Raw genomic sequence first — 22,560 nt, forward strand, 5'->3', positions numbered from 1 at the left:
CCTGATTTTGAAAATAGCCGCCACGTCTTCTTTGTTTTCAAGACCTGAGTTCACACCAATCAAAATCGGCGTACCCACCGCACCATAAGATACTGGCGTGGATTGAATGATAAGAATCGCCATCACACACGCCATGGCAGGAAAGCCCAACGCCAGCAGCAAAGGCGCACCCACAGCAGATGGCGTACCCCAGCCTGTCGAGCCTTCAATCAGCGAGCCAAACAGCCACGCCACGATAATCATCTGCACACGGCGGTCTGGCGAAATGCCCATAAAACCTTGGCGAACAGCGACAATCGCACCGCTTTCTTTTAAGGTGTTAAGCAGTAAAATCGCCGCAAATACGATGAATAAAACGTTCACAGCGGTCAAAACGCCATGTACAGTCGCCGCAGCAACTTGTGAACCAGACGTTTGCCACACGAACAATGACAACAGTGTAGTTGCCACATACGCTACAGGCATGGCAACTTTTGCAGGCAGGCGCATCAGCACCAGCAAGACAAAAACAATCAAAATCGGCAATAATGCCAAAAAGGTAAGCATAAACACTCCTTGTATGCCAAAACGGCAACAAAGTCATTAAAATTACAAATTACACCATGGTAAATTGATACAGGCTTGGCGCGAAATGATGGCAGAATCCCTGCGTGCGCCAAGTTAAAAAGAACACAATGACTGCGCAAAGTGCGCAAATTTGTACAAGCTGATTATACAATTTATCAAAGTCGCAATATTTTACTTGATTGTGTAAAAAAAGTGAATAATTTTTAAAAATGCAATCATTAAAAATAAAATATAATCGTCAGATTTGACGGACGCGCGCGGATTTTGTAGGGTTTGGTTTTTTTAAAAGGGTGATGTGAAGGTTTAAAAAGGTTGGTTTTGTGGCTTTGATTTGCAAAGTTGGTCTTAAAAAATGATTTTAAAAGTTTAATTTTGCGCCAAAATATCCATCACGCCAAAAGGATAGCACAGCAAGGCGTTTGCGGTGAGTAGCACAGGAATACTGCGCCCAAGCGTATCAATCATCAGTTCGGCAAGCTCTGGCGTGTGTATTTCAGCGATGTCTAGGCTGTGTACGCTTGGCAAGGTGCGCACGGCTTTGGCTTGGGCGAGCGTGCTGTGGGCGATTTCACACAGATGACAGCCGTCCGTGCCGAGTAAAAACCATGCGTCTTGGGTGGTGTTTTTTGAAAAGTCGGATTGATTGCAATCAACTCCAAAATCACCGCTAAAATCCATGCCAAAAACGCTCAGCAATTCTTGGCGAAATTGTGCAAACTGCGCCTGCGTAAGGCGATTGGCAGCAAAGCGCTCATGCGCCAACTCTTGCAAGGTCTTGACGGTCAAAGGCGATAAGCAATGCGGTGATGGGTGTGTGGTCATGTGGCAGGCTGATAATTCAAATCCAAGCGAAAACTTGGGAAAATTTATAAAAATATTGCAAAAACTTGCTAAAAATGCCTAAAACAAAGCGTGCGGCTGTGCTATTATAAACGATGTGCGTTAAATTTAATAACGGTCTTTTTAAATTGTGTGATGTATCATTGCACTGGTAAGTTGCTTTGGGCGTTTTTGATGGTTATTGACGTAAAAATTTATCGTGATGATTTAAAGATGTTGTCATAAAGGTGTGTTATTGTGTTCAAAAAGCTGTTTAAATGGGTGATATTGCCGCTGCTGGTGCTGTTTTTGGGCTTTCATTTGCTCGTGGCGGCGCTGCTTGGCGTGTGGAAATTCATGCCTGTTACCAATTCTATGTTCATGCTGGCGCACCGCTTGGACGGCGGCACGGTAACACAAACGTGGGTGGATTATGACGACATCGCCAAATCCGCCAAACAAGCCGCCATCGCCAGTGAAGACGCAACTTTCACCAATCATCACGGCTTTGATTTTGACAGCATAGAAGCCGCCATCAAGCGCAACGAGAAAGCAGGCGACATCACCGCTGGTGGCTCAACCATCACCCAGCAGCTTGCCAAAAATCTGTTTTTGACATCGCACCGCTCTTATGTGCGAAAGGGCGAAGAAGCCATCATCACGCTGATGATTGAAGGCTTATGGGATAAGCAGCGTATTTTGGAAGTGTATTTAAACGTCGTGGAATTTGGCAACGGCATTTACGGCATTGAAGCGGCGGCGCAGCATTATTATGGCAAGCCAGCCAGCAAACTTAGCCGTGAGCAATCGGCACTGCTCATCAGTATGCTGCCAAATCCTAAATATTATGAAAAAAACCGTGCCGCCAAACGTCTGCGTAACAAACAACGCATTATTTTAAGACGTATGAATAGCGCTGCTTTGCCTGCGCCATCGGCAAAGAGTGATCAGTGAATTTAAAGGCGAGTTAAGTTTAAAGGTGAGCGAGTTTTCAAGATGGATAAATGCGCAAATCGCTTGCCAAAACGCTTTATCAAAATACTTATTAGGGATAAGTTTTAAAAGCATTTAGACAGCCGTAATCAATCAAGCATAATCAACCAAAAAGAGAGTAGTCATGACACAAGCCAGTAAAAAATCAGCACCACAAAGCAAGCCACAAACCACAAAAACCCCAGCTGTCAATGCAGCCGCAAACGCAGCGAGCGAAGCGCAAAACGCCATCACTGCGCCAAGTCTTGACAATCAAGCGGTGGAAAGCGTGCTTGGGCAAGTGCCAGCACCGACAGGACTGACCGAGATTGAGCCGATTTTTGATGCTGTGGGCAATTTTACGCCAAACTGCTTTATCAACCGTGATTTGTCTACACTGCGTTTTCAGCTTCGAGTGCTGGCGCAGGCGACCAACCCACGCCACCCTTTGCTTGAGCGTATGTTTTTCTTGACGATTTTTTCGTCAAACATGGACGAGTTTTTTGAAATTCGTGTGGCAGGCTTATTACAAAAAATGAAAAATGGCGACAAATCAAGCAGTCTTGATGGGCGCAAGCCGTCCGAGCTGCTTGCCGAAATCAGCCAAGTGGCGCACCGCGCGGTGGAAGAGCAGTACCGCATTTTAAATGAAGACATCTTGCCAGAGCTTGCCAAGCATGACATTCGCTACCTAAAACGCCACGAGCTGACCCCAGCCCAAAAAGCGTGGATGCGTGAGTACTTTTTTAATCAAGTCATGCCAGTTTTGACGCCGATCAGCATTGACCCTGCGCACCCATTCCCACGCCTTGTCAATAAATCGCTTAATTTCATTGTTAGCCTAGAAGGCAAAGACGCTTTTGGGCGTGATATTAACCGTGCCATCGTGCCTGCGCCGCGTTCATTACCGCGCGTGATTCGCTTGCCTGATGAGCTGACAGGCGGTAAAGAACACCACGTCATGCTCTCTGCGGTGATTCATGAGCACGTTGATGAGCTGTTTTTGGGCATGAAGGTAACAGGCTGCCATCAATTTCGCTTGACGAGAAATGCCGACCTTGCGCTGGCGGACGACGTGGATGACATCGCCAAGGCGCTAGAAGGTGAGCTGGACAACCGCCGCTTTGGGCATAAGGTGCGTTTGGAAGTTACCACTAATTGCCCAAAAGAGACCTACGAATTTTTGCTTGAAGAATTTGAGCTGGACGAATCGCAGCTGTACCGCGTCAATGGGCCTGTGAATTTGACGCGTATGCTGACGAATTTTGCACGTCCTGAGCTCAAATTCACGCCTTTTACGCACGCCATTCCTAAGGCGTTTCGTGGCATGGAAAATGTGCGCACCGCCAAAGATGGTGCGTCCATGTTTGATGTGCTGACCCAAAAAGACGTGCTGGTGCATCACCCATTTCACGCCTTTACGCCTGTGGTGAATTTGCTGTGGCAAGCGGCAAACGACCCAGATGTGCTGGCGATTAAGCAGACCATTTACCGTTCTGGCACAAATTCAGAAATCGTGCAGGCATTGGCGGCAGCGGCTCGTAACGGCAAGGAAGTTACGGCAGTGATTGAGCTGCGCGCACGCTTTGATGAAGCGAGTAACATTGAAGTGGCGAATATGCTCCAAGAAGCAGGCGCGGTGGTGGTGTATGGCGTGGTGGGCTACAAAACGCACGCTAAGCTCATGCTGATTGTGCGCCGTGAAGCCGATAAAATCCGCCGCTATGCACACCTTGGCACAGGCAACTACCACGCAGGCAATGCCAAAGCCTACACCGACTATGGGCTATTCACTGCCAACGAAGAGATTTGTGAAGATGTGCATGGCGTATTCCAGCAGCTGACGGGTATGGGCAGACCAATGCCATCGCATAAGATTTTGCACGCGCCATTCACGCTGCATGATGGGCTGATGCAGATGATTGATGATGAAATCGCCCACGTCAAAAACGGCAAAAAAGGGCGCATTATCCTAAAATGTAACGCCATCACCGAGCGTAAAATCATCAATAAACTGTACGAAGCCAGCCAAGCAGGCGTAAAAATTGATTTGATTATCCGCTCTATTTGCTGCTTGCGTCCGCAGGTGAAAGGCTTGTCAGAAAACATCAAGGTGCGTTCTATCGTTGGGCGATTCTTGGAGCATACGCGTGTGTATTATTTTGCCAATGACGTGGAAAATGGCGGCAAAGAACGCTTGTTCTGCAGTAGTGCTGATTTGATGGATCGCAATCTTTTACACCGTGTGGAAGTGGCATTCCCAATTTTAGATAAAAAACTATTCAAGAAAATCTACGAAGACGGCTTGATTAACTACCTACAAGACAATATGCAGGCGTGGGAGCTTGATGGGCGTGGCGAGTGGAATCAGGTGCAAGCATCAGGCGAGATTTATAATGCGCAGGCGGTTTTGCTTGAGAAAATTTGCATGAATTGATGGCTGCTCTTTTCGTGTCAAGCCTTGCCAAAGTTATGATGATTTTTGGCAAGGCTTGTTTTGGTTTGTGGATTTAAAGGCTTGATTGAAAGATTTAATTTGACGATGATTTTGGGTGAGTGATGATGAATTGTCCTTGTGGTTTACAGCTGGCTTATGCTGAGTGTTGCCAGCCTTTGCATGATTTTTATAAATTTGCCGACAGCGCCGAGCATCTGATGCGCTCACGTTTTGCGGCATTTTATCTTAAAAATGTGGATTACATCATCAAAACCACCGCACCCGCTCAGCAAGATTTACTGGATAAAAACGAGCTGCAGGCGTGGGCGGACGGCATGAGCTGGCAGAATTTGACGGTCAAATCGCACAATAAGGTCGGCAAACGCCATGCGCAAGTGCATTTTGTGGCGCAGTTTATCAGCCGAGACGGCAAAACAGGCGAGCATGATGAGCGTTCGGCATTTGTGTGCGTGGATAATCGCTGGTATTTTCTTGACCCAACTGTGCCTGTCAGCCTGACAAATAAGCAGCCTTGTCTGTGCGGCAGTGGTGAGAAGTTCAAAGCGTGCTGCGGTAAGTTTTTGTAGCAGGATTTGGGCTGTCATCTTAGGGTGAAAGGGTGTATAATGCGCACTTTTGCCGTTATAAAAGCACATCTTATAAAACCGTATTTACAGTCAGATTTGACATCACATCATAAGTAACACCATGAAATTTATCGTAAAAGTTTTCCCAGAAATCATGATGAAAGGCGATTCAATTCGCAAACGCTTCATGAAAGTTTTGACCAATAATATCCGTGAAATCCTGACACGCTGCGATGACACGGTGGCGGTGGTGCGCCATTGGGATTTTATTGAAGTGCGCAGCAAAGACGAAAGCAAGCGTGCCGAGCTTGTACAAAAAATGCAGTGCATTTCTGGCATTCACCATATTTTGCAGGTGGAAGAGTCGTCTTTTACGGACATGCACGACATTTATGAGCAGGTGCTGGCACGTTTTGGCGCGCGGATTGAAAATAAGACCTTTTGTGTGCGTGTCAAGCGCCGTGGTAAGCACACTTTTAGCTCTATGGATGTCATGCAATATGTGGGCGGCGGGCTAAATCAAGCGGTGGCAAGCGCCAAGGTGAAACTTGTCAATCCTGACGTTACGGTGAAATTTGAAGTGGCGGACGATAAGCTGCTTTTTATCACCGAGCGTTTTGAAGGCTTGAGCGGCTATCCGATGAGCACTCAAGAAGACGTGCTGTCCTTGATTTCTGGCGGTTTTGACAGTGGTGTGGCGAGTTTTCAGTTTATTCGCCGCGGCAGTCGTGTGCATTATTTGTTCTTTAATCTAGGCGGTGCGGCGCACGAAATCGGCACAAAACAAATGGCGTATGAGCTGTGGAAAAAATACGCCAGTTCGCATAAAGTACGCTTTACCACGGTGGATTTTGCGCCTGTGGTGGCAGAGATTTTGGAAAAAATTGACGATGGGCAAATGGGCGTGGTATTAAAGCGCATGATGGTGCGTGCCGCCAGCCAAGTTGCCAAGCGTGGTGGTATTGAAGCGATTGTAACGGGTGAAGCTTTGGGGCAGGTGGCAAGTCAGACGCTAACCAATCTGCATTTGATTGACAAGGCGGCAGATGTGCTGGTGCTGCGTCCGCTGATTACCCACGATAAGCCAACCATCATCAGCATTGCCGAAGAGATTGGCACGGCAGATATTGCCAAATCCATGCCAGAATTTTGTGGCGTGATTTCAAAATCACCGACCGCCAAGGCTGTAGAAGAAAAGCTGATTGCCACAGAGCAAAATTTTGATTTTACGATTTTAGATGACGCAGTGGCAAATGCGGTAACGATTGACATTCGTAAAATTGCCGAACAAAACGCACCGACCCAAAGCGCTGAGCAGGTAAACAGCGTGGGCGCAAATGATGTGATTTTGGACATTCGTGCGCCTGACGAAGTGGACGATGAGCCTTTGGTGGTGACAGGCGCAAATGTAATCACCATGCCGTTTTATCGTTTGGGCAGCTCATTTGCAAGCCTAGATCAATCCAAAACGTATCTATTGTATTGCAAAAAAGGCGTGATGAGTGGCCTACAAGCGATGTATTTAAAAGATCAGGGCTTTGATAATGTGAAAGTTTATAAAAAGGCGTAAACAGTACAAAACGCAAATCATCACACGATAAAAACGGCAAGAATTTTCCTGCCGTTTTTGTTTTTTCTTCATCTTTTGTCTGGCGTGAATTACACGGCGCAGTTGTCGCTTGCCAGATAGGCTTGCAAATCGTCATTACCGCCGATGTGTTTGCCGCCGATGAAAATTTGCGGCGCGGTTTCACGGCCAGTGATGGCACGCACAGCAGTCATGCTGGCATCACGACCAAGCACGATTTCTTCGTATGTCAAACCACGCTCGTCCAGTGATTTTTTGGCGGCGGCGCAGTGTGAGCAGCCCGGCTTGGTGATGATGGCAACGGAAGGCTTGTCCGTCCAGTTTGGATCTAGGTATTTAATCATGGTGTCCGCGTCTGACACTTCAAACGGGTCGCCGTCTTTTTCTGGCTCGTCAAAGATTTTGGTGATAACGCCATCTTCCACCAGCATAGAATAGCGCCATGAGCGTTTGCCAAAGCCAAGATTTTCTTTACCGACCAAGCGTCCCATGCCTTCGGTAAACTCGCCATTGCCGTCTGGCAGTACGGTGATGTTGGCGCATTCTTGGTCAGCTGCCCATGCGTTCATCACAAAGGTGTCGTTTACCGATACGCAGATGATGTCGTCCACGCCAAGTTTTTTGAACTCGCAAGCCAGCTCGTTGTAGCGTGGCAGGTGCGTTGATGAGCAAGTTGGTGTGAATGCACCCGGCAAGCTAAATAGCACCACTTTTTTGCCATTAAACAGCTCATCAGTGGTTACGTTCACCCACGCATCGCCTTGGCGTGTTGGGAAAGTAACGCTTGGGACTTTTTGTCCAACCATGTCTTTAAAAGCCATAAAAACTCCTTGAAATGATTAAAGGGCGGTGAATGCAGCAACTCACAGTCTCTCAATTTGGCGTATGCACCGTAAAGCGTGCGCAAGCGGTCGCCTTGGGCGTCTGATGGACTGTACGATATTGCCACAACTGCCTTTTTCATTATAGCGCATTTTTGGCAAAAGGTTGTATAAAATTTGGGCGGATTTGATGGGAGGGGTACGGCTTGGAATGGATTGTGGGTTGGTTTGGGTGGTGAGTTGGTAGTTTTGCGGGTTGGGTTGAGCGGTTCGTAAGTTGGGTTGGCGAAGCGTAACCCAACTTTATTTTAGGGCGAGTTCTTAAATTGGTTGGGTTTTCACTTCGTTTAACCCAACTTACCTATCGTCATTTAATCAAGGTTTGTAGCTTAATTGGTTGGTAGCTTAATTGGTTGGTAAGTTTGTAAGTTGGGTTAGCGTCAGCGTAACCCAACATTTTTCGGTTGAATGCCATTCCAAATGTTGGGTTTTCGTTTCACTTAATCCAACTTACAAATCATTCCCAAGCCCAATCTACGAACCAAACTTGTTAAAATCGCATTATTCCAACTCATAATCCACTGCCACAGGCGCATGATCGCTGAACCAAGAATCACGATACACCCACGCACCGACCGCACGAGCTTTCCAGTCTGGCGAGCAGGCGTGATAATCAATGCGCCAGCCCACGTTCTTATTGCGTGCCTGCCCACGATTTGACCACCATGAATACAGATTGGCGTCCGCTCTGACTGCACGAAACGTGTCCACATAGCCAAGCTCATCATAAATGTGATCCAGCCACGCACGCTCATGCGGTAAGCAGCCAGATGCTTTTTGGTTGCCAGACCAGTTTTTAATGTCAATGCGCTTATGCACGATGTTATAATCGCCGCAGACGATGATGGATTTATCTTCATCGCGCCAATTTTTTAAGATGGCTTTGTATTTTTCCAAAAATTCATCTTTGCGTGCTTGCGCTTCATCGCCAGACGAGCCAGACGGCAAATACAAAGACGCAATAAACACAGGCTTATCCAAGCCAAAATCAAACTCACCGCAGGTAAATCTGCCTTGCGAATCAGCAATCTCAAAACCCAAGCCGTCCACCGCACGAAATGGCACGCGGCTGTAAATTGCCGTGCCAGCGTAGCCTGCGCGCTCAGCAGCGAACAAATGCGCATGCCAGCCTTCTGGTTTGAATTTATCCGTCCATTGTTCGTGGGTGATGCGTGTTTCTTGCATACACACCACATCAGCGTCAGACGTTTCTAGCCATTCAAACAATCCTTTTTTATGGGCGGCACGCAAGCCGTTTACGTTGATAGAAATCACTCGCAGCGTGCGTTTTTCGGTGGCTTTGCTTGGAAAGCGGTATAAGTGCACCAGTTGTTCTGGGCTAAGTGGTGCAGTTGCCATAATGTGTTTTTCCAGTTGAATGATGGTGAATTTAAATGATGAATTTGTCTGTGATAAATTTATCGTTTTGGTGAATTGGTAGCTATGATTAAAAATCGCTATTGTAACACATTTGTCCGATGAGTTTTATCAAACGCTGCGATTGGCAAGCGGGAATTTAGATGATAGATAAATAAAACTCATTACCATTTAGCAAGAAAAGTGGTAAAAATAGCAACAAAATTGCTGAAAAGTTGCAAAAAAGTATTGCTAAATTTTAAAAATACATTTAGAATGAATGTTAAAGAAAAGCGACTAATTTTGCTTGTTTTGCATAAAAACAAAACGAGCAAAAAGCGCAACAAACTTTAAGATGCCAGCTTTAAGATGCCAGCGCATCAAGGTAGTAACCCTAAGGAGATATGTATGAAATCTTTACCATTCACCAAAACTGCATTGGGTGTGGCGTGTGCCATGTTGCTTGGTACGCTTGTGGGCTGTGGCGGCGATAAAGCCGAAGCGCCAAAAGCAGAAAAAGCGGCAAGCAGCGCGCAGGCGGATAAAGCCACTTTGACCGAAGCGGACATCGCAAAATTGCCAGTGGAAGAAGCGGTGCTGACTCATGCGCCAGAAGTACCACCAGCCATTGCGCGTGATCACGCTGCTAAAGTTGTGGTGAAAATGGAAACCGTAGAAAAAACCATGCGTTTGGCGGACGGTGTGGATTATAATTTCTGGACGTTTGACGGACAAGTTCCGGGACGTTTTATCCGTGTGCGTGAAGGCGACTACATTGAATTCCATCTGTCAAACCACCCAGATTCAAAAATGCCGCACAACATTGACTTGCATGGCGCAACAGGCCCGGGCGGTGGTGCGGAAGGTTCTTTCACAGCACCGGGTCATACTTCGCAGTTTAGTTTCCAAGCACTACAGCCGGGTCTTTATGTGTATCACTGTGCGGTTGCGCCTGTGGGTATGCACATTGCCAACGGTATGTACGGCTTGATTTTGGTTGAGCCAAAAGAAGGCTTGCCAAAAGTGGACAAAGAATTCTACGTCATGCAAGGCGACTTCTACACCAAAGGCAAATATGGCGAGCCGGGTCTACAGCCATTTGATATGGATAAAGCCATCAAAGAAGAAGCCGATTATGTGGTATTTAACGGCTCAGTGGGCGCATTGACTGGTGATAATGCCCTAAAAGCAAAAGTTGGCGAAACCGTGCGTCTGTTCGTGGGTAACGGTGGCCCGAACTTGACATCATCGTTCCATGTGATTGGTGAGATTTTTGATAAAGTTTATATGGAAGGCGGCTCAAAAATCAACGAAAATATCCAAACCACGCTAGTGCCAGCAGGTGGTGCGGCAATCACCGAGTTCAAACTTGACGTACCGGGCAACTATGTATTGGTGGATCACGCGATTTTCCGTGCGTTTAACAAAGGCGCGCTGGGTATTTTGACCGCAGAAGGTGAAGAAAACCACGCCATCTACTCAGGTAAACAAAAAGACAGTGTGTACTTGCCAGAAGGTCAGGCAACCCAAGCCATGCCAGAAGACAAAGCACCTGCCGCCCCTGTTGCCGCCAATAAAGACGAGCGTGTAAAAGCAGGTAAAGCCATCTACGATGCCAACTGCGCAGCGTGCCACCAACCAAATGGCGAAGGTGTGCCAAATGCCTTCCCACCGCTGGCTGGCTCTGACTACTTCAAAGACGACAAGCTAAAAGCAGTAGATGCAGTAGTGAAAGGCTTGAGCGGTAAAATCACCGTAAACGGCAAAGAGTACAACAGCGTGATGCCAGCAGTGAGCCTTAATGACGAGCAAGTGGCGAACGTGGTAACTTATGTACTAAACAGCTGGGGCAACCAAGGCGGTGAAGTAACGCCAAACGAAGTAAAATCACGCCGTTAATCCACAAAAGGTTGTCTTAAAGATTGTCTTTTAAGACGGTCTATTGCAAGCTCACACGGTGATTGATTGCCGTGTGAGTTTTGTAAAATTTAGCGTGTTTATAAAAACCGCTTTAAAACCCAGCGAACCAAGTGCGCTTTAGTAAAATCATGTGCTACAATGATTGTGTTTTAAGTCATGTTTTAAACCATGTTTTAATCACGTCATGTTTTAAATCATGCTCATGCGTTTTAAAAGCACAGATAATCGCACATCGGTACAATACATACAATAAACAAAACTTTGCCATCTTAGGGTAAATCAAACTTTGGGATTTGTATCATGAAAAATTCAGCCAAAACCTTGCTTGCCATCATGACGGCTGCCAGCGCCATCACTGCGACTTTTGCGACCACGCAAGCGCACGCAGGCGGTAAAAATTTGGCGATTTCTGGCGGCGTGTATCGCCCTTTATATCTGAGTAAGGACAGCCCAAAAGTTACCGTCAAGCCTTTTAAGATGGACGAATTGCCCGTAACCAACAAAGAATTTGTGGCGTTTTTACAAAAAAATCCCAATTTTGCGCGCGGTAAAATTGCGCCAATTTTTGCCGATACGGGTTATTTAAAGCATTGGCAAAAGACCGCCAACGGCTTTGCGCCAAAGACGGCGGATTTAAATAAGCCTGTAACCAACGTGTCTTGGTATGCGGCAAATCAATATTGCAAATCGCAAGGCAAACGCTTGCCAACGGTGGAGCAGTGGGAGTTTGTGGCGCGTGCGTCCGCCACTCGCAAAGACGGCAGCGCAGAGCCGAATTATAATCAGAAAATTTTGGATTGGTATTCTCGCTCATCTGGCTCGGATTATCGCCTAAGCGATGTGGGGCAAACGCCTGCAAACTACTGGGGTGTCAAAGATATGCACGGCTTGATTTGGGAGTGGAATGAAAATTTTAACAACACGCTCGTCAGCGGTGAATCGCGTGCGGACAGTCAGCTCAATCAATCCATGTTTTGTGGTTCTGGTTCAGCAGGTGCGCCTGACCCAAGCGATTATGCTGCCTTTATGCGCTATGCGTTTCGCTCAAGTCTGAACGCCAAATACACGGTGGGCAGCCTTGGATTTCGCTGCGTGTCTTGATGGGTGATTTGGTGGACGCTTTGCCAAGTTTTTGTGTTAAAACGTAAAATCTGCCAGTTTGGCGGTAAATTTACAAGAATAATTTTAGTTTAAAAGTGAGAAAATCTATGAAATCACAAGTTTTTAAACAATCTGCCATCGCTGCGGCTTTGCTGTCGCTTTTGGCATTGACAGCGTGCGCCAAAAATGACGGCGAGACAGCGCAAGCTGAGCAAACACATGAGCAAACGCACGAAGCAGCTGGCGATAATCACGCAGCAGGCGAGCATGGCGAAGGGCATGGCGGTCATGTGGCGGGCGGTTTTGCGCCAGAAGGCGAAGCTGAAGTTCTGGGTACGGATTTTTCTATTTACCAAGTGGGCGGCGAGTGGGAAAACCAGCATGGCGAGATGGTGTCGCTGGACAGCTTTAAAGGCAAGCACCAAATCATTTTTATGGCGTACACCAGTTGCCAGCACACTTGCCCAATCATCGTCAAATCCATTAAGAAAATGGAAAGTGAGATGAGTGAAGCTGCTTTGGCGAACACCGACATCATTTTTGTGTCGCTTGACCCTGAGCGTGATACACCGACTGTAATGCAAAATTACATCAAGCACAATGAGCTTGGCGAGCATTGGCACATTTTGCGCTCAGACGAAGCGAGCATGCGTATGCTGGCAAACACGCTGAACATCAAATATATGCCTGCTGATAATGGCGATATTAACCACTCAAATACTGTGTCAATCCTAGACACCGAAGGGCGTTTGGTGGCGCAGGGCAATGGCGTGGCGGACAGCGGTATCATGCCATTGGTGGAATATTTGAACGTCAATGCCAAATAATTTTCGTAAATTTAGCCATAAAAAACCACTTGTTTGAATGCAAGTGGTTTTTTGTTTGAATGGCGAGAATTTAAGGTTTTAAAAGGTGTTTTTTGTGCGTTTTATACGAATGTTGGGTGAGATTGGTTTGTAAGATTTGTAGGTTGGGCTCTGCTTGCGAAAACCCAACAAATTTAAAGGGTGTTCTAATATGTTGGGTTACGCTTCGCTAACCCAACTTACAACCTTGTTTGCTGCTAATCCAACCTGCCACCAACTTACAAATCCACCAGTCCAACTTTCTTAGCTGGGATCATCAAGCACCGTCTCTTCGCTGGATTTCCAATTATACGCACCGTACAGCAGCATTTGCATTTGGCGTGTGCAGCGGTGCAACATTTCTTGTTTTTGGCGGGTGATTTCGCTGCTTGGGCGTTCGTTTTCATCATCATCTAAGTCAGACGAATAGCTCAGCTCCAGCCAGTCAATAATCCACGAAAATGACAGATTTACGCCAGTTTCGGCAAGCAGATAGCGGTCGTAGCTGTTAATGTGCGCAAAGGCAGGCTGCAACGCCAAATCATCGCTCATAATCTTGGCAAATACAGAAATCTGGTCGCTGATGGCACGGCGCACCGCTTCAGAACCGCCAAAGCGCTCGCTGGCGATGAATTGCCAGTAGCGTGGCTGTGCGTCTACCGCCTTGAAAAACAGCTGCACGCTTTTAGCGATTTGCCGATCAAAGCTGCGCTTACGACCCAGCTGCATATGCTCACGCAGCATGGCAAGCACGCCGCCCAGCTCATCTTCCACCAATGCCTTGCCGAGCGCTTCCATGTCGGCAAAATGGCGATAAAACGCAGTCGGCACAACGCCAACTTCACGCGTTACTTGGCGCAGGCTAATCGAGCTGTAGCCTTGTCCTGTCATGCACAAATCAAGCACGGCATTAAAAAATGCTTGGCGAGTTTGGCGTTTTTTTTGTTCACGGCTCAGCCCTTTAACGTCTGAAGTCATGCGGTGATTTTCCCTAATGAAGTAAATTTTCAGTGCATAAGTGTATATTATGGACAAAATTTACACTGATTTCAAGCCAAATTCTTGATTTTTGGCTGTTTTTTGTGAACATTTGTGTCAAAAAGGCGGGGTTGGTTTTGGTTTGTGGGGTGGTTTCGGTTGGGGGTTTTAAAAACGTTGGGTTGCGCCACCGCTAACCCAACTTACGACCATCTTTTAAACTAAAAATTTAGGACGATATGTAAGTTGGGTTGAGCTTGCAAAAACCTAACAAATTTAAGAAGTTATCTTAAAAAACGTTGGGTTGAGTTATCGCTAACCCAACTTACAAGTTGGTTTTTTGTTCGTCCTGAGCTTGTCATAGGGCTGACAAACCGTTCATGGTTTGACAAGCTCGCCACGAACGGTTTTTTAAATCATGAAGGATTTTTACGGTTTTTTGCTAATTTAGCCCGTAAATCTAGTTTGTAAAACCGAATCAGCTACCGCACAAGGCTTAGCCTTTTGTGCAATCCAGCCAAGTTTTACCGTCTGGCGTGGTGAAGGCGGCTTTGTTGCCATTTAAGTTTAGCACCACGTTTTTGCCGTTTGCCACATCATCAATGCTGGCAAAGCGGTTCGGGTTTGTGCCGTCTGTGTTTAAATCGTAGCTGACATCATCAATGATTAAATGCGCCACCGCTTCGCCATCATGCTCTTGAATGTCTAGGTGAATGACAGGTACTGCGCCTTTGCAATCATAGTGATCGCCATGGCTGTGGTCATGGTCATGATGGTGCGCATGGGCGTGTTCGTCATCTGTATTTTGTTTGTCGGCATCATCACTTTGTTCTGCTTCGTGCGCTTCATTGTGAGTGTCGTCAGCTTCTGGTGTATTTTTATCATCGCTGTCGCTGCCTTGCTCGTGCGCTTCATCGTGCGTATCCATAGGCGCGGTGTCGGTCGTTGTCGGCTGCTCGCTTTGTGCGGCTGGTGCTTCGGTGGATTGTGGTGCTTTATCGCAGGCGCTTAATAGGGCGGCGGCAACGATGGCGGCAGCGGCAAGGTGTGATGTGTGTGATAGGCGCATAAGAATTCTCCCAAATGGTTTGTTTGATTTTACTGGGTTTAATTTTGTTTGCTTTGATTAAAGTTATAATATAACCAAAACCCTAGTTTGCCATGATTTGCCCTGTTTGTCAAATTTCCCAAATTTCCCAAATTTCCCAAATTTCCCAAGTTTCCCAAGTTTCTCAACTCACCAAAATAAAAAAAATCAGAACAGCGCACGCCATTCTGATTTTTGAATTTAAACTGGATTTAAATTCGCTTTTTACAGCAAATAGACCTAATTTTACAGCAAAGCCTTACACATTAAATCTAAAGTGCATGACATCGCCATCTTGTACGATGTAGGTTTTGCCTTCTAGGCGAGATTTGCCCGCTGCTGCCGCGCCTTTTTCGCCTTCGTGAGTGATGAAATCGTCATAAGCGATAACTTCAGCACGGATAAAACCACGCTCAAAGTCGGTATGAATCACGCCAGCGGCTTCTGGTGCGCTTGCACCCACTGGCACAGTCCACGCGCGCACTTCTTTTACGCCTGCGGTGAAGTAGGTTTGTAGGTTCAAAAGCTCATAACCTGCACGAATCACACGGTCAAGACCCGCTTCTTCCATGCCAAGACTTTCCAAAAATTCTGCTTTATCGTCTTCGTCCAGCAGGGCGATTTCCGCTTCAATTTGGTTGCACAATGGCACGACCAGCGCATTTTCGCCAGCGGCAAATTCACGCACGCTGTCAAGATAAGGGTTGTTCTCAAAGCCGTCTTCGCTGACGTTTGCGATGTACATCACAGGTTTTAGGGTGATGAGTCCATAGCTTTTGATGAGTTTTTTCTCGTCGCTGTCTAGGTTTGCCATGCGTGCAGGCTTACCGTCCGCCAAAAATGGCTCGATTTTTTGGAAAACTGCTAGGCAGGCTTGAGCGTCTTTGTCGCCGCCTTTGGCTTTTTTGTTTAGGTTGGTGATGGCGCGCGTTACCGCTTCTAGGTCGGCAAGCGCAAGTTCGGTGTTGATGGTTTCGATGTCTGACAATGGATTGACACGTCCGTCCACATGGATTACGTTGTCATCATCAAAGCAGCGCACGACGTGGGCGATGGCGTCGGTTTCGCGGATGTTGGCAAGAAATTGGTTGCCCATGCCTTCGCCTTTACTTGCGCCAGCCACCAGACCTGCGATGTCCACAAATTCCATGCTGGTAGGAATGGTGCGCTCAGGTTTGACGATTTTGGCGAGCGCTTTTAGGCGTGGGTCTGGCACAGGTACGATGCCTGTGTTTGGGTCTTTGGTACAAAAAGGGAAGTTTTCAGCGGCGATGCCTGCTTTGGTGAGTGCGTTGAACAAAGTGGATTTGCCCACGTTTGGCAAGCCTACGATACCACAATTAAAGCCCATAGTGTTCTCTTTAAATGAAAATGACGTTAAAAATGCTTAAACGTCTATTATAGCAAATTATTAAGCTATAGCAAATTATCGGCGGGGTGAATTTGTGGCTTTGGGCGTATGCTGTCTTGCGGTGTTTTGTTTTGGTGGCGGCGAGTGATGATTTGCTGAGAAAAATTTGTACAAAAAGTGCGATAAATCACTACTAATTTGCCAAAAACTTGGTATAATGCCAATGTTTCGTTGGTGATGTTTTGTCATCATAGCGAAATTTTTATCATCAATAACTTCGGCTAGAGTAAGGATTTATCATGGCTATCGAACGCACTCTTTCTATCGTAAAACCAGACGCAGTAGGCGGCAACCACATCGGTGAGATTTTCACACGTTTTGAGAAAAACGGTCTAAAAATCATCGCTACTAAAATGAAGCACCTATCAAAAGCAGACGCAGAAGGCTTCTATGCTGAGCATAAAGAGCGTGGCTTTTTTAACGACCTAGTGGCGTTCATGACTTCAGGCCCTGTGGTGGTGTCTGTACTAGAAGGCGAAAATGCGGTACTTGCACACCGTGAAATCCTAGGCGCAACCAACCCAAAAGAAGCAGCAGCTGGCACCATCCGTGCTGATTTTGCTACCAGCATTGACGAAAACGCAGCGCACGGCTCAGACAGCACCACTTCAGCTGAGCGTGAAATCGCATACTTCTTTGCCGCAGACGAAATCTGCCCACGCACTCGTTAATTGACAGCTTTACGCTAAGATTAACATAAACGACCGCCTTTGGGTGGTCGTTTTTTATACGCTGATTTTATGCACAGCTACGCCAAAATTTATACAATAAAAAGCCACCGCACTGGCGATGGCTGAGAAAGGTTATGAGTTTTGGATTTTGTCAGAGCATTGTTGGAGTTTTATTTCCTCATCCTTACTTATGCTAGTGAAAGACCGTGGATATTCTGTTAATGTTTTATAGGCTGAGAGCTTATTATGATGCAGGGTATAAGTTGTGCCGCCACTGCCACTACCGCCATGAAATCTTTCCGTCAGCCACAAATCTTTTTTGTTTTTGCTGGTTAATTTATATACGGTTAGGGTGGTCATACCATTAAGATGCAACTCATTGCAAAGATTTTGCATGGCAATGCCATATTTGCGTAAATTTTCTTTGGTGATAAGAGAATGGTCTTGAAGTTGGGAATAGGCGTAATCACCCAACATAGCCAGATCTGCTATCCAATTATAGGGGCTGTTGCTATTATCATCAAAGGAATCTTGGCGTATATAATAAGAAATTTCCCAATCTAGCGCTGTTCTCTTTTTGGCGTTGCTGCTAAGTTTTGCTGTTGTGCCATAGGCTGCAGCACCATAAGTATCATCATAATAAGTATCGCTAGGTGTTACAAAATAAACCCTCATAGCATTATCACTTCTCTTGCCTTCTCTAAATTTCAACTTAAAAGGATTATGCTTTACCATCGGATACGGCTCGGTGGAATTGGCATCCAGCATGTATTGATAAATAAAATCCCCAAATTCAATGTTTTTTCCCTGTGCCAGTGGTGATACGCCAAGCATAAGCACGGCAGCAAGTGTGGTGAATTTTTTCATAAGTGTCCTTGTGGATAAAAATACCTAAGAGTTTAAATCAATCATAGCAAAATCGCAAAAAAAAAAACAAATTTATGCGATTTTTTTTTGGTGATGTTAGTGATTTTGGTGTTTTAAGGCGTTTTGATTTGATGTCATTTTTTATTGTTTTTGGGTTTTTGTATTGCTGGGCGTTTTATATTATAATAATGGGCGTAATTTGACATGAATGCCGCCTTGCTTGAAAGTTGACGGCTGGCAGGCGTGTTTGAAAGATTATAAACCATTGAATTGACACCTTATGAACGCACAAAAAATCCCTGTTTTTACGCCAAATTCCACCACTGATGACACGCAAGGCAAAACCAATCTTTTAGGTATGTCCAAACGTGAGTTGGCGGCGTTTTTTGAGCAGCTGGGCGAAAAGGCGTTTCGTGCCACGCAGGTGATGAAGTGGATTTATCAGTTTGGCGTTACTGATTTTTATCAGATGACCAATCTGTCCAAAAAATTGCAAGAAAAACTCGCCAACGCCGCCTGTGTCGTGCCGCCTGTGGTGAAATTCAAGCAATTTAGCGAAGATGGTACGCGCAAATGGGTGTTTGAAGTGGCGGGCGGGTCGCTTGTGGAGACGGTGCTGATTCCTGCTGAAGACGGCAAGCAGTTTGGGCGCAAGACTTTGTGCATTTCATCGCAAGTGGGCTGTGCGCTGGATTGTTCGTTTTGTAGTACGGGTAAGCAGGGTTTTGAGCGTGATTTGAGTGCCAGTGAAATCATCGGTCAGCTGTGGGTTGCCAATCAATCCTACATGGAAGATGTGCCTGTGAACGAACGCCAAAACCACGTTACCAATGTGGTGATGATGGGCATGGGCGAGCCGCTGCTCAATTATGAGCCTGTGGTGGCGAGTATGTCTTTGATGCTTGACGATAATGCTTTTGGCTTATCCAAGCGCCGTGTAACGCTGTCTACTTCTGGCATTGTGCCAAAAATGTACGATTTGGCAAAGGATATTGATGTGGCGTTGGCGATTAGCCTGCACGCACCCAATGACAAGCTGCGTGATGAGCTGGTGCCGATTAACAAAAAATATCCGCTGGCTGAGCTTATCCAAGCCGCCAAGCATTATGTGTACGATGAAAATCCACGCCACAAAAAGCACGTTACCATTGAATACGTCATGCTTGCTGGTGTGAATGACACGGATACGCACGCACACGAATTGGTGGCGCTTTTGCAGGATTTACCAAGTAAAATTAACCTAATTCCTTTTAATCCATTTCCGCACGCGCCTTATGCCCGCTCAAGCAACAACCGCATTCACGCCTTTGCTGCTATCTTAAATCAAGCAGGTTTTGTGTGTACCATTCGCCAGACGCGCGGTGATGACATTGATGCGGCGTGTGGGCAGTTGGTTGGGCAAGTGGCAGACCGCACGCGCCGTTCGGCAAAATGGCAAGAAAGCGTGGCAAAACGCCAAAATGCTCAGCTGTGATTTGTGGTGGTGAATTTGGTGTGTGATTTGCTGTGAAAATGTGCGATTTTGGCGTGAAAACGGAGAAATCAGCGCAAAAAACCACGAAAGAACCACGCATAAAAAACCATGAAATTTGCGAAAAAATCATGTAAAAGTTGGATTTGCCAAAGGCGAGCGCAAGGATTTGTGCGTGGATTGAGCTGAAAACGAAATTTAGGACGAGCATAAAATGGATTTAAAAATCGGTGCAAAATTTGGTGTAAAAATTGGCGCATTCGGTATGATGATGGCAAGTGTGCTGGCATTATCCGCTTGTCAAAGTGCGTCTCATCAAGCCCAGCCGCATTTACAAAAGCCAAGCGCACAAAAGCTGGGCGCACAAAAGATAAGCCGCAAGGCAAGCACGCAAGATTTGGCGCCGATTCGCACCGAGCTTGCCGCCAGATACATCGCCGCAGGGCAGCTTGATGAAGCTAAGCGTGCGCTGGATTTGGCGCTACTTGCTGATAATCGCTATGCGCCTGCATACGACATGATGGGTGTGCTGCTGTGGCGAGAAGGCAGTGCGCAGAATTTGGCGGCGGCGGACGGCTATTTTCGCCGAGCGATTGCGCTTGATGATGGCTTTGTACAGGCTTATAATAATTATGGCGTGTATTTGGCGCAGACGGGGCGTGCCAGTGAAGCGGTGCCTTATTTGCAAACGGCTGGGGCGCATTTGGGCTATGCTGGGCGCGCGCAAAGCCTTGAGAATTTGGGTTTTGTGCTGCAGGAATTGAGCCAGCCAGCCGCTAATGATGCTTTCGTGCGTGCGCTGCAGGCGGGTAGCCAAAATCCTGCGGTGCATTTGGCGGTGCTGGATTTTTATCTGCAAACGCAGCCAACTCTTGCTAAAGCACTGTATGACAAAATGGCGCAAGCAGGCGAGCAGCGTCTGCCTGCTGATGTTTTGCAGCGTGGTGTACAGCTTGCCGCATTGGCTGGTGATGATGTCGCCAAGCAAAGGCGTTTGGCGTTATTACAATCTGCCCAAAGCCAAAATTTTACAAGATAATAGTTAAGATATTCTTAATAGTTGGGTTTGGCGGTGTCGAGCAAAAATTTGTATTTATCTAAAAAATTGAGCGATATTTTCGTAAAGCTAAGCCGCTAAACCAAATTTTAAAAACCAAATTTACAAAATTAGATTTACAACACCAAATTTAATCAATTAAACAACAACCAAAACAGAGTTTGCCATGAGCCACCACACCCCCATCAAACGCCGTCCTACTAAAAAGATTTATGTTGGCAATGTCGCCATCGGTGGCGATGCGCCCATCAGCGTACAAAGCATGACTAATACTGACACTTGCGATGTGGCGGCAACGGTGGCGCAGATTCAGCGCTGCGTGGACGCTGGCGCGGATTTGATGCGTGTGTCTACGCCTACGATGGAGAGCGTCAAAGCCTTTGGCGAGATTAAAAAACAAGTGAGCGTACCGCTGATTGCCGACATTCATTTTGATTATAAAATCGCGCTGGCGGTGGCAGAAGCTGGTGCGGATTGCCTGCGTATCAACCCCGGAAACATCGGCAGCGATGCCAAAGTGCGAGAAGTGGTCGCTTGTGCGCGTCATCACAACGTGCCGATTCGCATTGGTGTGAACGCAGGCTCACTAGAAAAAGATTTACAAAAAAAGTACGGCGAACCGACTGGCGAAGCCATGCTAGAATCCGCCTTGCGTCATATTGATATTTTAGAAAAACTTAACTTTCAAAACTATAAAATCTCCGTCAAAGCAAGTAACGTATTTTTGACATTGGACGCTTATCGGCTGATTTCAGCGCAGATTGACAATCCTTTGCATTTGGGCGTAACCGAGGCAGGCGTGTATCGCACAGGCACGGTCAAATCGGCGATTGCGCTGGGTGGTCTGTTGCTTGACGGCATTGGCGACACCATGCGCATTTCTTTGGCGAGTCCGCCAGAAGAAGAGATTAAAATCGGTTTTGATATTTTAAAATCGCTTAATATCCGTGCCAATGGCGTGAATTTTATCGCTTGCCCAAGCTGCAGCCGCCAAGAATTTGACGTGATTAAGGTAATGAACGAGCTGGAAGCGCGCCTAGAAGATGTGCGTGAGCCGATGGATTTGTCGGTGATTGGCTGTAAGGTCAATGGCCCGGGCGAAGCCAAAGAAGCGACCATTGGCGTGGTGGGCGCAAGTCCTAATTCTTTGGTGTATAAAATGGGACAAAAAAGCCATCTGATTGACACCAAAAATCTGGTGGATGAGATTGAGCAAATGGTGCGAGAAAAGGCTAAAGAACTTGCCGCCGCACGAGAAATCGCCAAGCAAAAAGAGATTATTCGGGTGGGTTGATGAGTGATTTGAATGACAAGAGCGAGGATATGACCTTTAGAGAGTTGGCTATTTTTGCAATGCGCAAGGTTAATCAACCTATAACGCCTGACGATCTATGGGATTTTGTTTTAAGAAATAATCTTCATCATAAGTTAAAGAGATTTGATGTTAAATCAAATAGTTTTTTTGGAAAGACTCCAGAAGATACTTTTTGCGCTCGTATTTATGAAAATTCAGACGACTTTCAAGAAGTTCCCAACACATTCCCTAAAAAATATATTTTAAAGAATAGATTTTATGCTAGGCAAGGTAGTGCGCCACCGATGTCAAGCACATTAAATAAATCCAAGGAATTTGCTAAACCCATTCAATCAACCCGCCTTCAACGCGAAAGTGTTGTAAAAAGTGTGGCTAAAAAATCTGATTTTTGCAAACAAGAATTACACCCAATTTTAAGTTATTTGCTAAAAAACAATGACTACTTTCAAGCGTATTCTAAGACGATTTTTCACGAAGAAAGTTTCAAAGGAGTGCGCGGTGAAGACAAATGGCTTTATCCTGATATGGTGGCGGTGAATTTTGAGTATGCCAATTATCGGAAGAATAACGTATTGAATTTTATTAGAAAATTCGACAAGCCGCCAATTAAAATTTTGGGGCTGTACTAGA

General features: G+C 46.3%; 20 protein-coding genes. 12 read left to right on the forward strand and 8 right to left on the reverse strand.

Annotated features, from left to right (window positions below; genetic code table 11):
• Both B0181_RS03535 and B0181_RS03540 read right to left on the reverse strand, forming a co-directional pair.
• On the reverse strand, positions 1-546 hold a 546-nt coding region (locus B0181_RS03535; protein ID WP_143821568.1), incomplete at its 3' end, for an L-lactate permease.
• A 387-nt stretch (positions 547-933) separates the two neighbouring features.
• A complete protein-coding gene (locus B0181_RS03540) occupies positions 934-1,389 on the reverse strand; it encodes a glutaredoxin family protein (protein WP_242620152.1) in 456 nt (151 codons plus the stop codon).
• 255 nt (positions 1,390-1,644) lie between these two features.
• Here B0181_RS03540 and mtgA point away from each other — a divergent pair, with 255 nt between their 5' ends.
• The 4 genes from mtgA (at position 1,645) to thiI (ending at position 6,952) form a co-directional block, all read left to right on the forward strand.
• Positions 1,645-2,340 (forward strand): monofunctional biosynthetic peptidoglycan transglycosylase, encoded by a 696-nt coding sequence (gene mtgA / locus B0181_RS03545; protein WP_078276113.1) that lies wholly within the window; start codon positions 1,645-1,647, stop codon positions 2,338-2,340.
• 163 nt (positions 2,341-2,503) lie between these two features.
• Positions 2,504-4,795 carry a polyphosphate kinase 1 gene (gene ppk1, locus B0181_RS03550; protein WP_078276114.1) on the forward strand — a complete coding sequence of 764 codons (2,292 nt, stop codon included), beginning with the start codon at positions 2,504-2,506 and terminating at the stop codon, positions 4,793-4,795.
• A 122-nt stretch (positions 4,796-4,917) separates the two neighbouring features.
• Positions 4,918-5,382 carry a YchJ family protein gene (locus tag B0181_RS03555; RefSeq protein WP_115338150.1) on the forward strand — a complete coding sequence of 155 codons (465 nt, stop codon included), beginning with the start codon at positions 4,918-4,920 and terminating at the stop codon, positions 5,380-5,382.
• Positions 5,383-5,503: 121 nt separating this feature from the next.
• Positions 5,504-6,952, forward strand: a complete 1,449-nt coding sequence (gene thiI, locus B0181_RS03560) for a tRNA uracil 4-sulfurtransferase ThiI (protein ID WP_078276116.1) — start codon at positions 5,504-5,506, stop codon at positions 6,950-6,952.
• An 89-nt stretch (positions 6,953-7,041) separates the two neighbouring features.
• Here thiI and B0181_RS03565 read toward each other — a convergent pair whose 3' ends face one another.
• Together B0181_RS03565 and B0181_RS03570 are read right to left on the reverse strand one after the other, a co-directional pair.
• On the reverse strand, positions 7,042-7,791 hold the full coding sequence (locus tag B0181_RS03565) for a glutathione peroxidase (protein WP_078276117.1): 750 nt from the start codon (positions 7,789-7,791) through the stop codon (positions 7,042-7,044).
• A gap of 561 nt (positions 7,792-8,352) precedes the next feature.
• The gene (locus B0181_RS03570) at positions 8,353-9,210 is read right to left on the reverse strand and encodes an exodeoxyribonuclease III (RefSeq protein ID WP_078276118.1); all 858 of its coding nucleotides are present in this window, start codon (positions 9,208-9,210) and stop codon (positions 8,353-8,355) included.
• 405 nt (positions 9,211-9,615) lie between these two features.
• Here B0181_RS03570 and nirK point away from each other — a divergent pair, with 405 nt between their 5' ends.
• The 3 genes from nirK (at position 9,616) to B0181_RS03585 (ending at position 13,055) form a co-directional block, all read left to right on the forward strand.
• Positions 9,616-11,106 (forward strand): copper-containing nitrite reductase, encoded by a 1,491-nt coding sequence (nirK, locus tag B0181_RS03575; RefSeq protein WP_078276119.1) that lies wholly within the window; start codon positions 9,616-9,618, stop codon positions 11,104-11,106.
• A gap of 321 nt (positions 11,107-11,427) precedes the next feature.
• The gene (locus tag B0181_RS03580; RefSeq protein ID WP_115338149.1) at positions 11,428-12,228 is read left to right on the forward strand and encodes a formylglycine-generating enzyme family protein; all 801 of its coding nucleotides are present in this window, start codon (positions 11,428-11,430) and stop codon (positions 12,226-12,228) included.
• A gap of 107 nt (positions 12,229-12,335) precedes the next feature.
• Complete coding sequence (locus B0181_RS03585) at positions 12,336-13,055, forward strand: SCO family protein (RefSeq protein ID WP_078276120.1); 720 nt, start codon at positions 12,336-12,338, stop codon at positions 13,053-13,055.
• A 282-nt stretch (positions 13,056-13,337) separates the two neighbouring features.
• Here the strand turns inward: B0181_RS03585 and B0181_RS03590 are convergent, their stop codons facing one another.
• From B0181_RS03590 to ychF, 3 genes are all read right to left on the reverse strand, one after another.
• Positions 13,338-14,051 (reverse strand): TetR family transcriptional regulator, encoded by a 714-nt coding sequence (locus B0181_RS03590; protein WP_078276121.1) that lies wholly within the window; start codon positions 14,049-14,051, stop codon positions 13,338-13,340.
• A 496-nt stretch (positions 14,052-14,547) separates the two neighbouring features.
• A complete protein-coding gene (locus tag B0181_RS03595; RefSeq protein ID WP_078276122.1) occupies positions 14,548-15,120 on the reverse strand; it encodes a hypothetical protein in 573 nt (190 codons plus the stop codon).
• A gap of 277 nt (positions 15,121-15,397) precedes the next feature.
• Positions 15,398-16,489 (reverse strand): redox-regulated ATPase YchF, encoded by a 1,092-nt coding sequence (gene ychF, locus B0181_RS03600; RefSeq protein WP_078276123.1) that lies wholly within the window; start codon positions 16,487-16,489, stop codon positions 15,398-15,400.
• Positions 16,490-16,788: 299 nt separating this feature from the next.
• On the opposite strand from ychF, the gene ndk reads away from it, so the two are divergent.
• Complete coding sequence (gene ndk, locus B0181_RS03605; protein WP_078276124.1) at positions 16,789-17,220, forward strand: nucleoside-diphosphate kinase; 432 nt, start codon at positions 16,789-16,791, stop codon at positions 17,218-17,220.
• A gap of 132 nt (positions 17,221-17,352) precedes the next feature.
• On the opposite strand, the gene B0181_RS03610 is transcribed toward ndk, so the two are convergent.
• Positions 17,353-18,087, reverse strand: a complete 735-nt coding sequence (locus tag B0181_RS03610) for a hypothetical protein (RefSeq protein WP_078276125.1) — start codon at positions 18,085-18,087, stop codon at positions 17,353-17,355.
• Positions 18,088-18,367: 280 nt separating this feature from the next.
• Between B0181_RS03610 and rlmN the strand changes: the two genes are divergently transcribed.
• The 4 genes from rlmN to B0181_RS03630 all read left to right on the forward strand — a co-directional run bounded on the left by rlmN (position 18,368) and on the right by B0181_RS03630 (position 22,559).
• Positions 18,368-19,561, forward strand: coding sequence for a dual-specificity RNA methyltransferase RlmN (gene rlmN, locus B0181_RS03615; RefSeq protein ID WP_078276126.1), 1,194 nt, complete (start codon positions 18,368-18,370; stop codon positions 19,559-19,561).
• A 211-nt stretch (positions 19,562-19,772) separates the two neighbouring features.
• The gene (locus B0181_RS03620; protein ID WP_078276127.1) at positions 19,773-20,597 is read left to right on the forward strand and encodes a hypothetical protein; all 825 of its coding nucleotides are present in this window, start codon (positions 19,773-19,775) and stop codon (positions 20,595-20,597) included.
• A gap of 184 nt (positions 20,598-20,781) precedes the next feature.
• Positions 20,782-21,909, forward strand: coding sequence for a flavodoxin-dependent (E)-4-hydroxy-3-methylbut-2-enyl-diphosphate synthase (gene ispG / locus B0181_RS03625; RefSeq protein WP_078276128.1), 1,128 nt, complete (start codon positions 20,782-20,784; stop codon positions 21,907-21,909).
• On the forward strand, positions 21,909-22,559 hold the full coding sequence (locus B0181_RS03630) for a hypothetical protein (RefSeq protein WP_078276129.1): 651 nt from the start codon (positions 21,909-21,911) through the stop codon (positions 22,557-22,559). Before ispG ends, B0181_RS03630 begins: the two co-directional genes overlap by 1 nt.
• The last annotated feature ends 1 nt before the right edge of the window (position 22,560 follow it).

This window comes from Moraxella caviae (assembly GCF_002014985.1).
In the GTDB taxonomy this organism is placed as follows: Bacteria; Pseudomonadota; Gammaproteobacteria; order Pseudomonadales; family Moraxellaceae; genus Moraxella; species Moraxella caviae.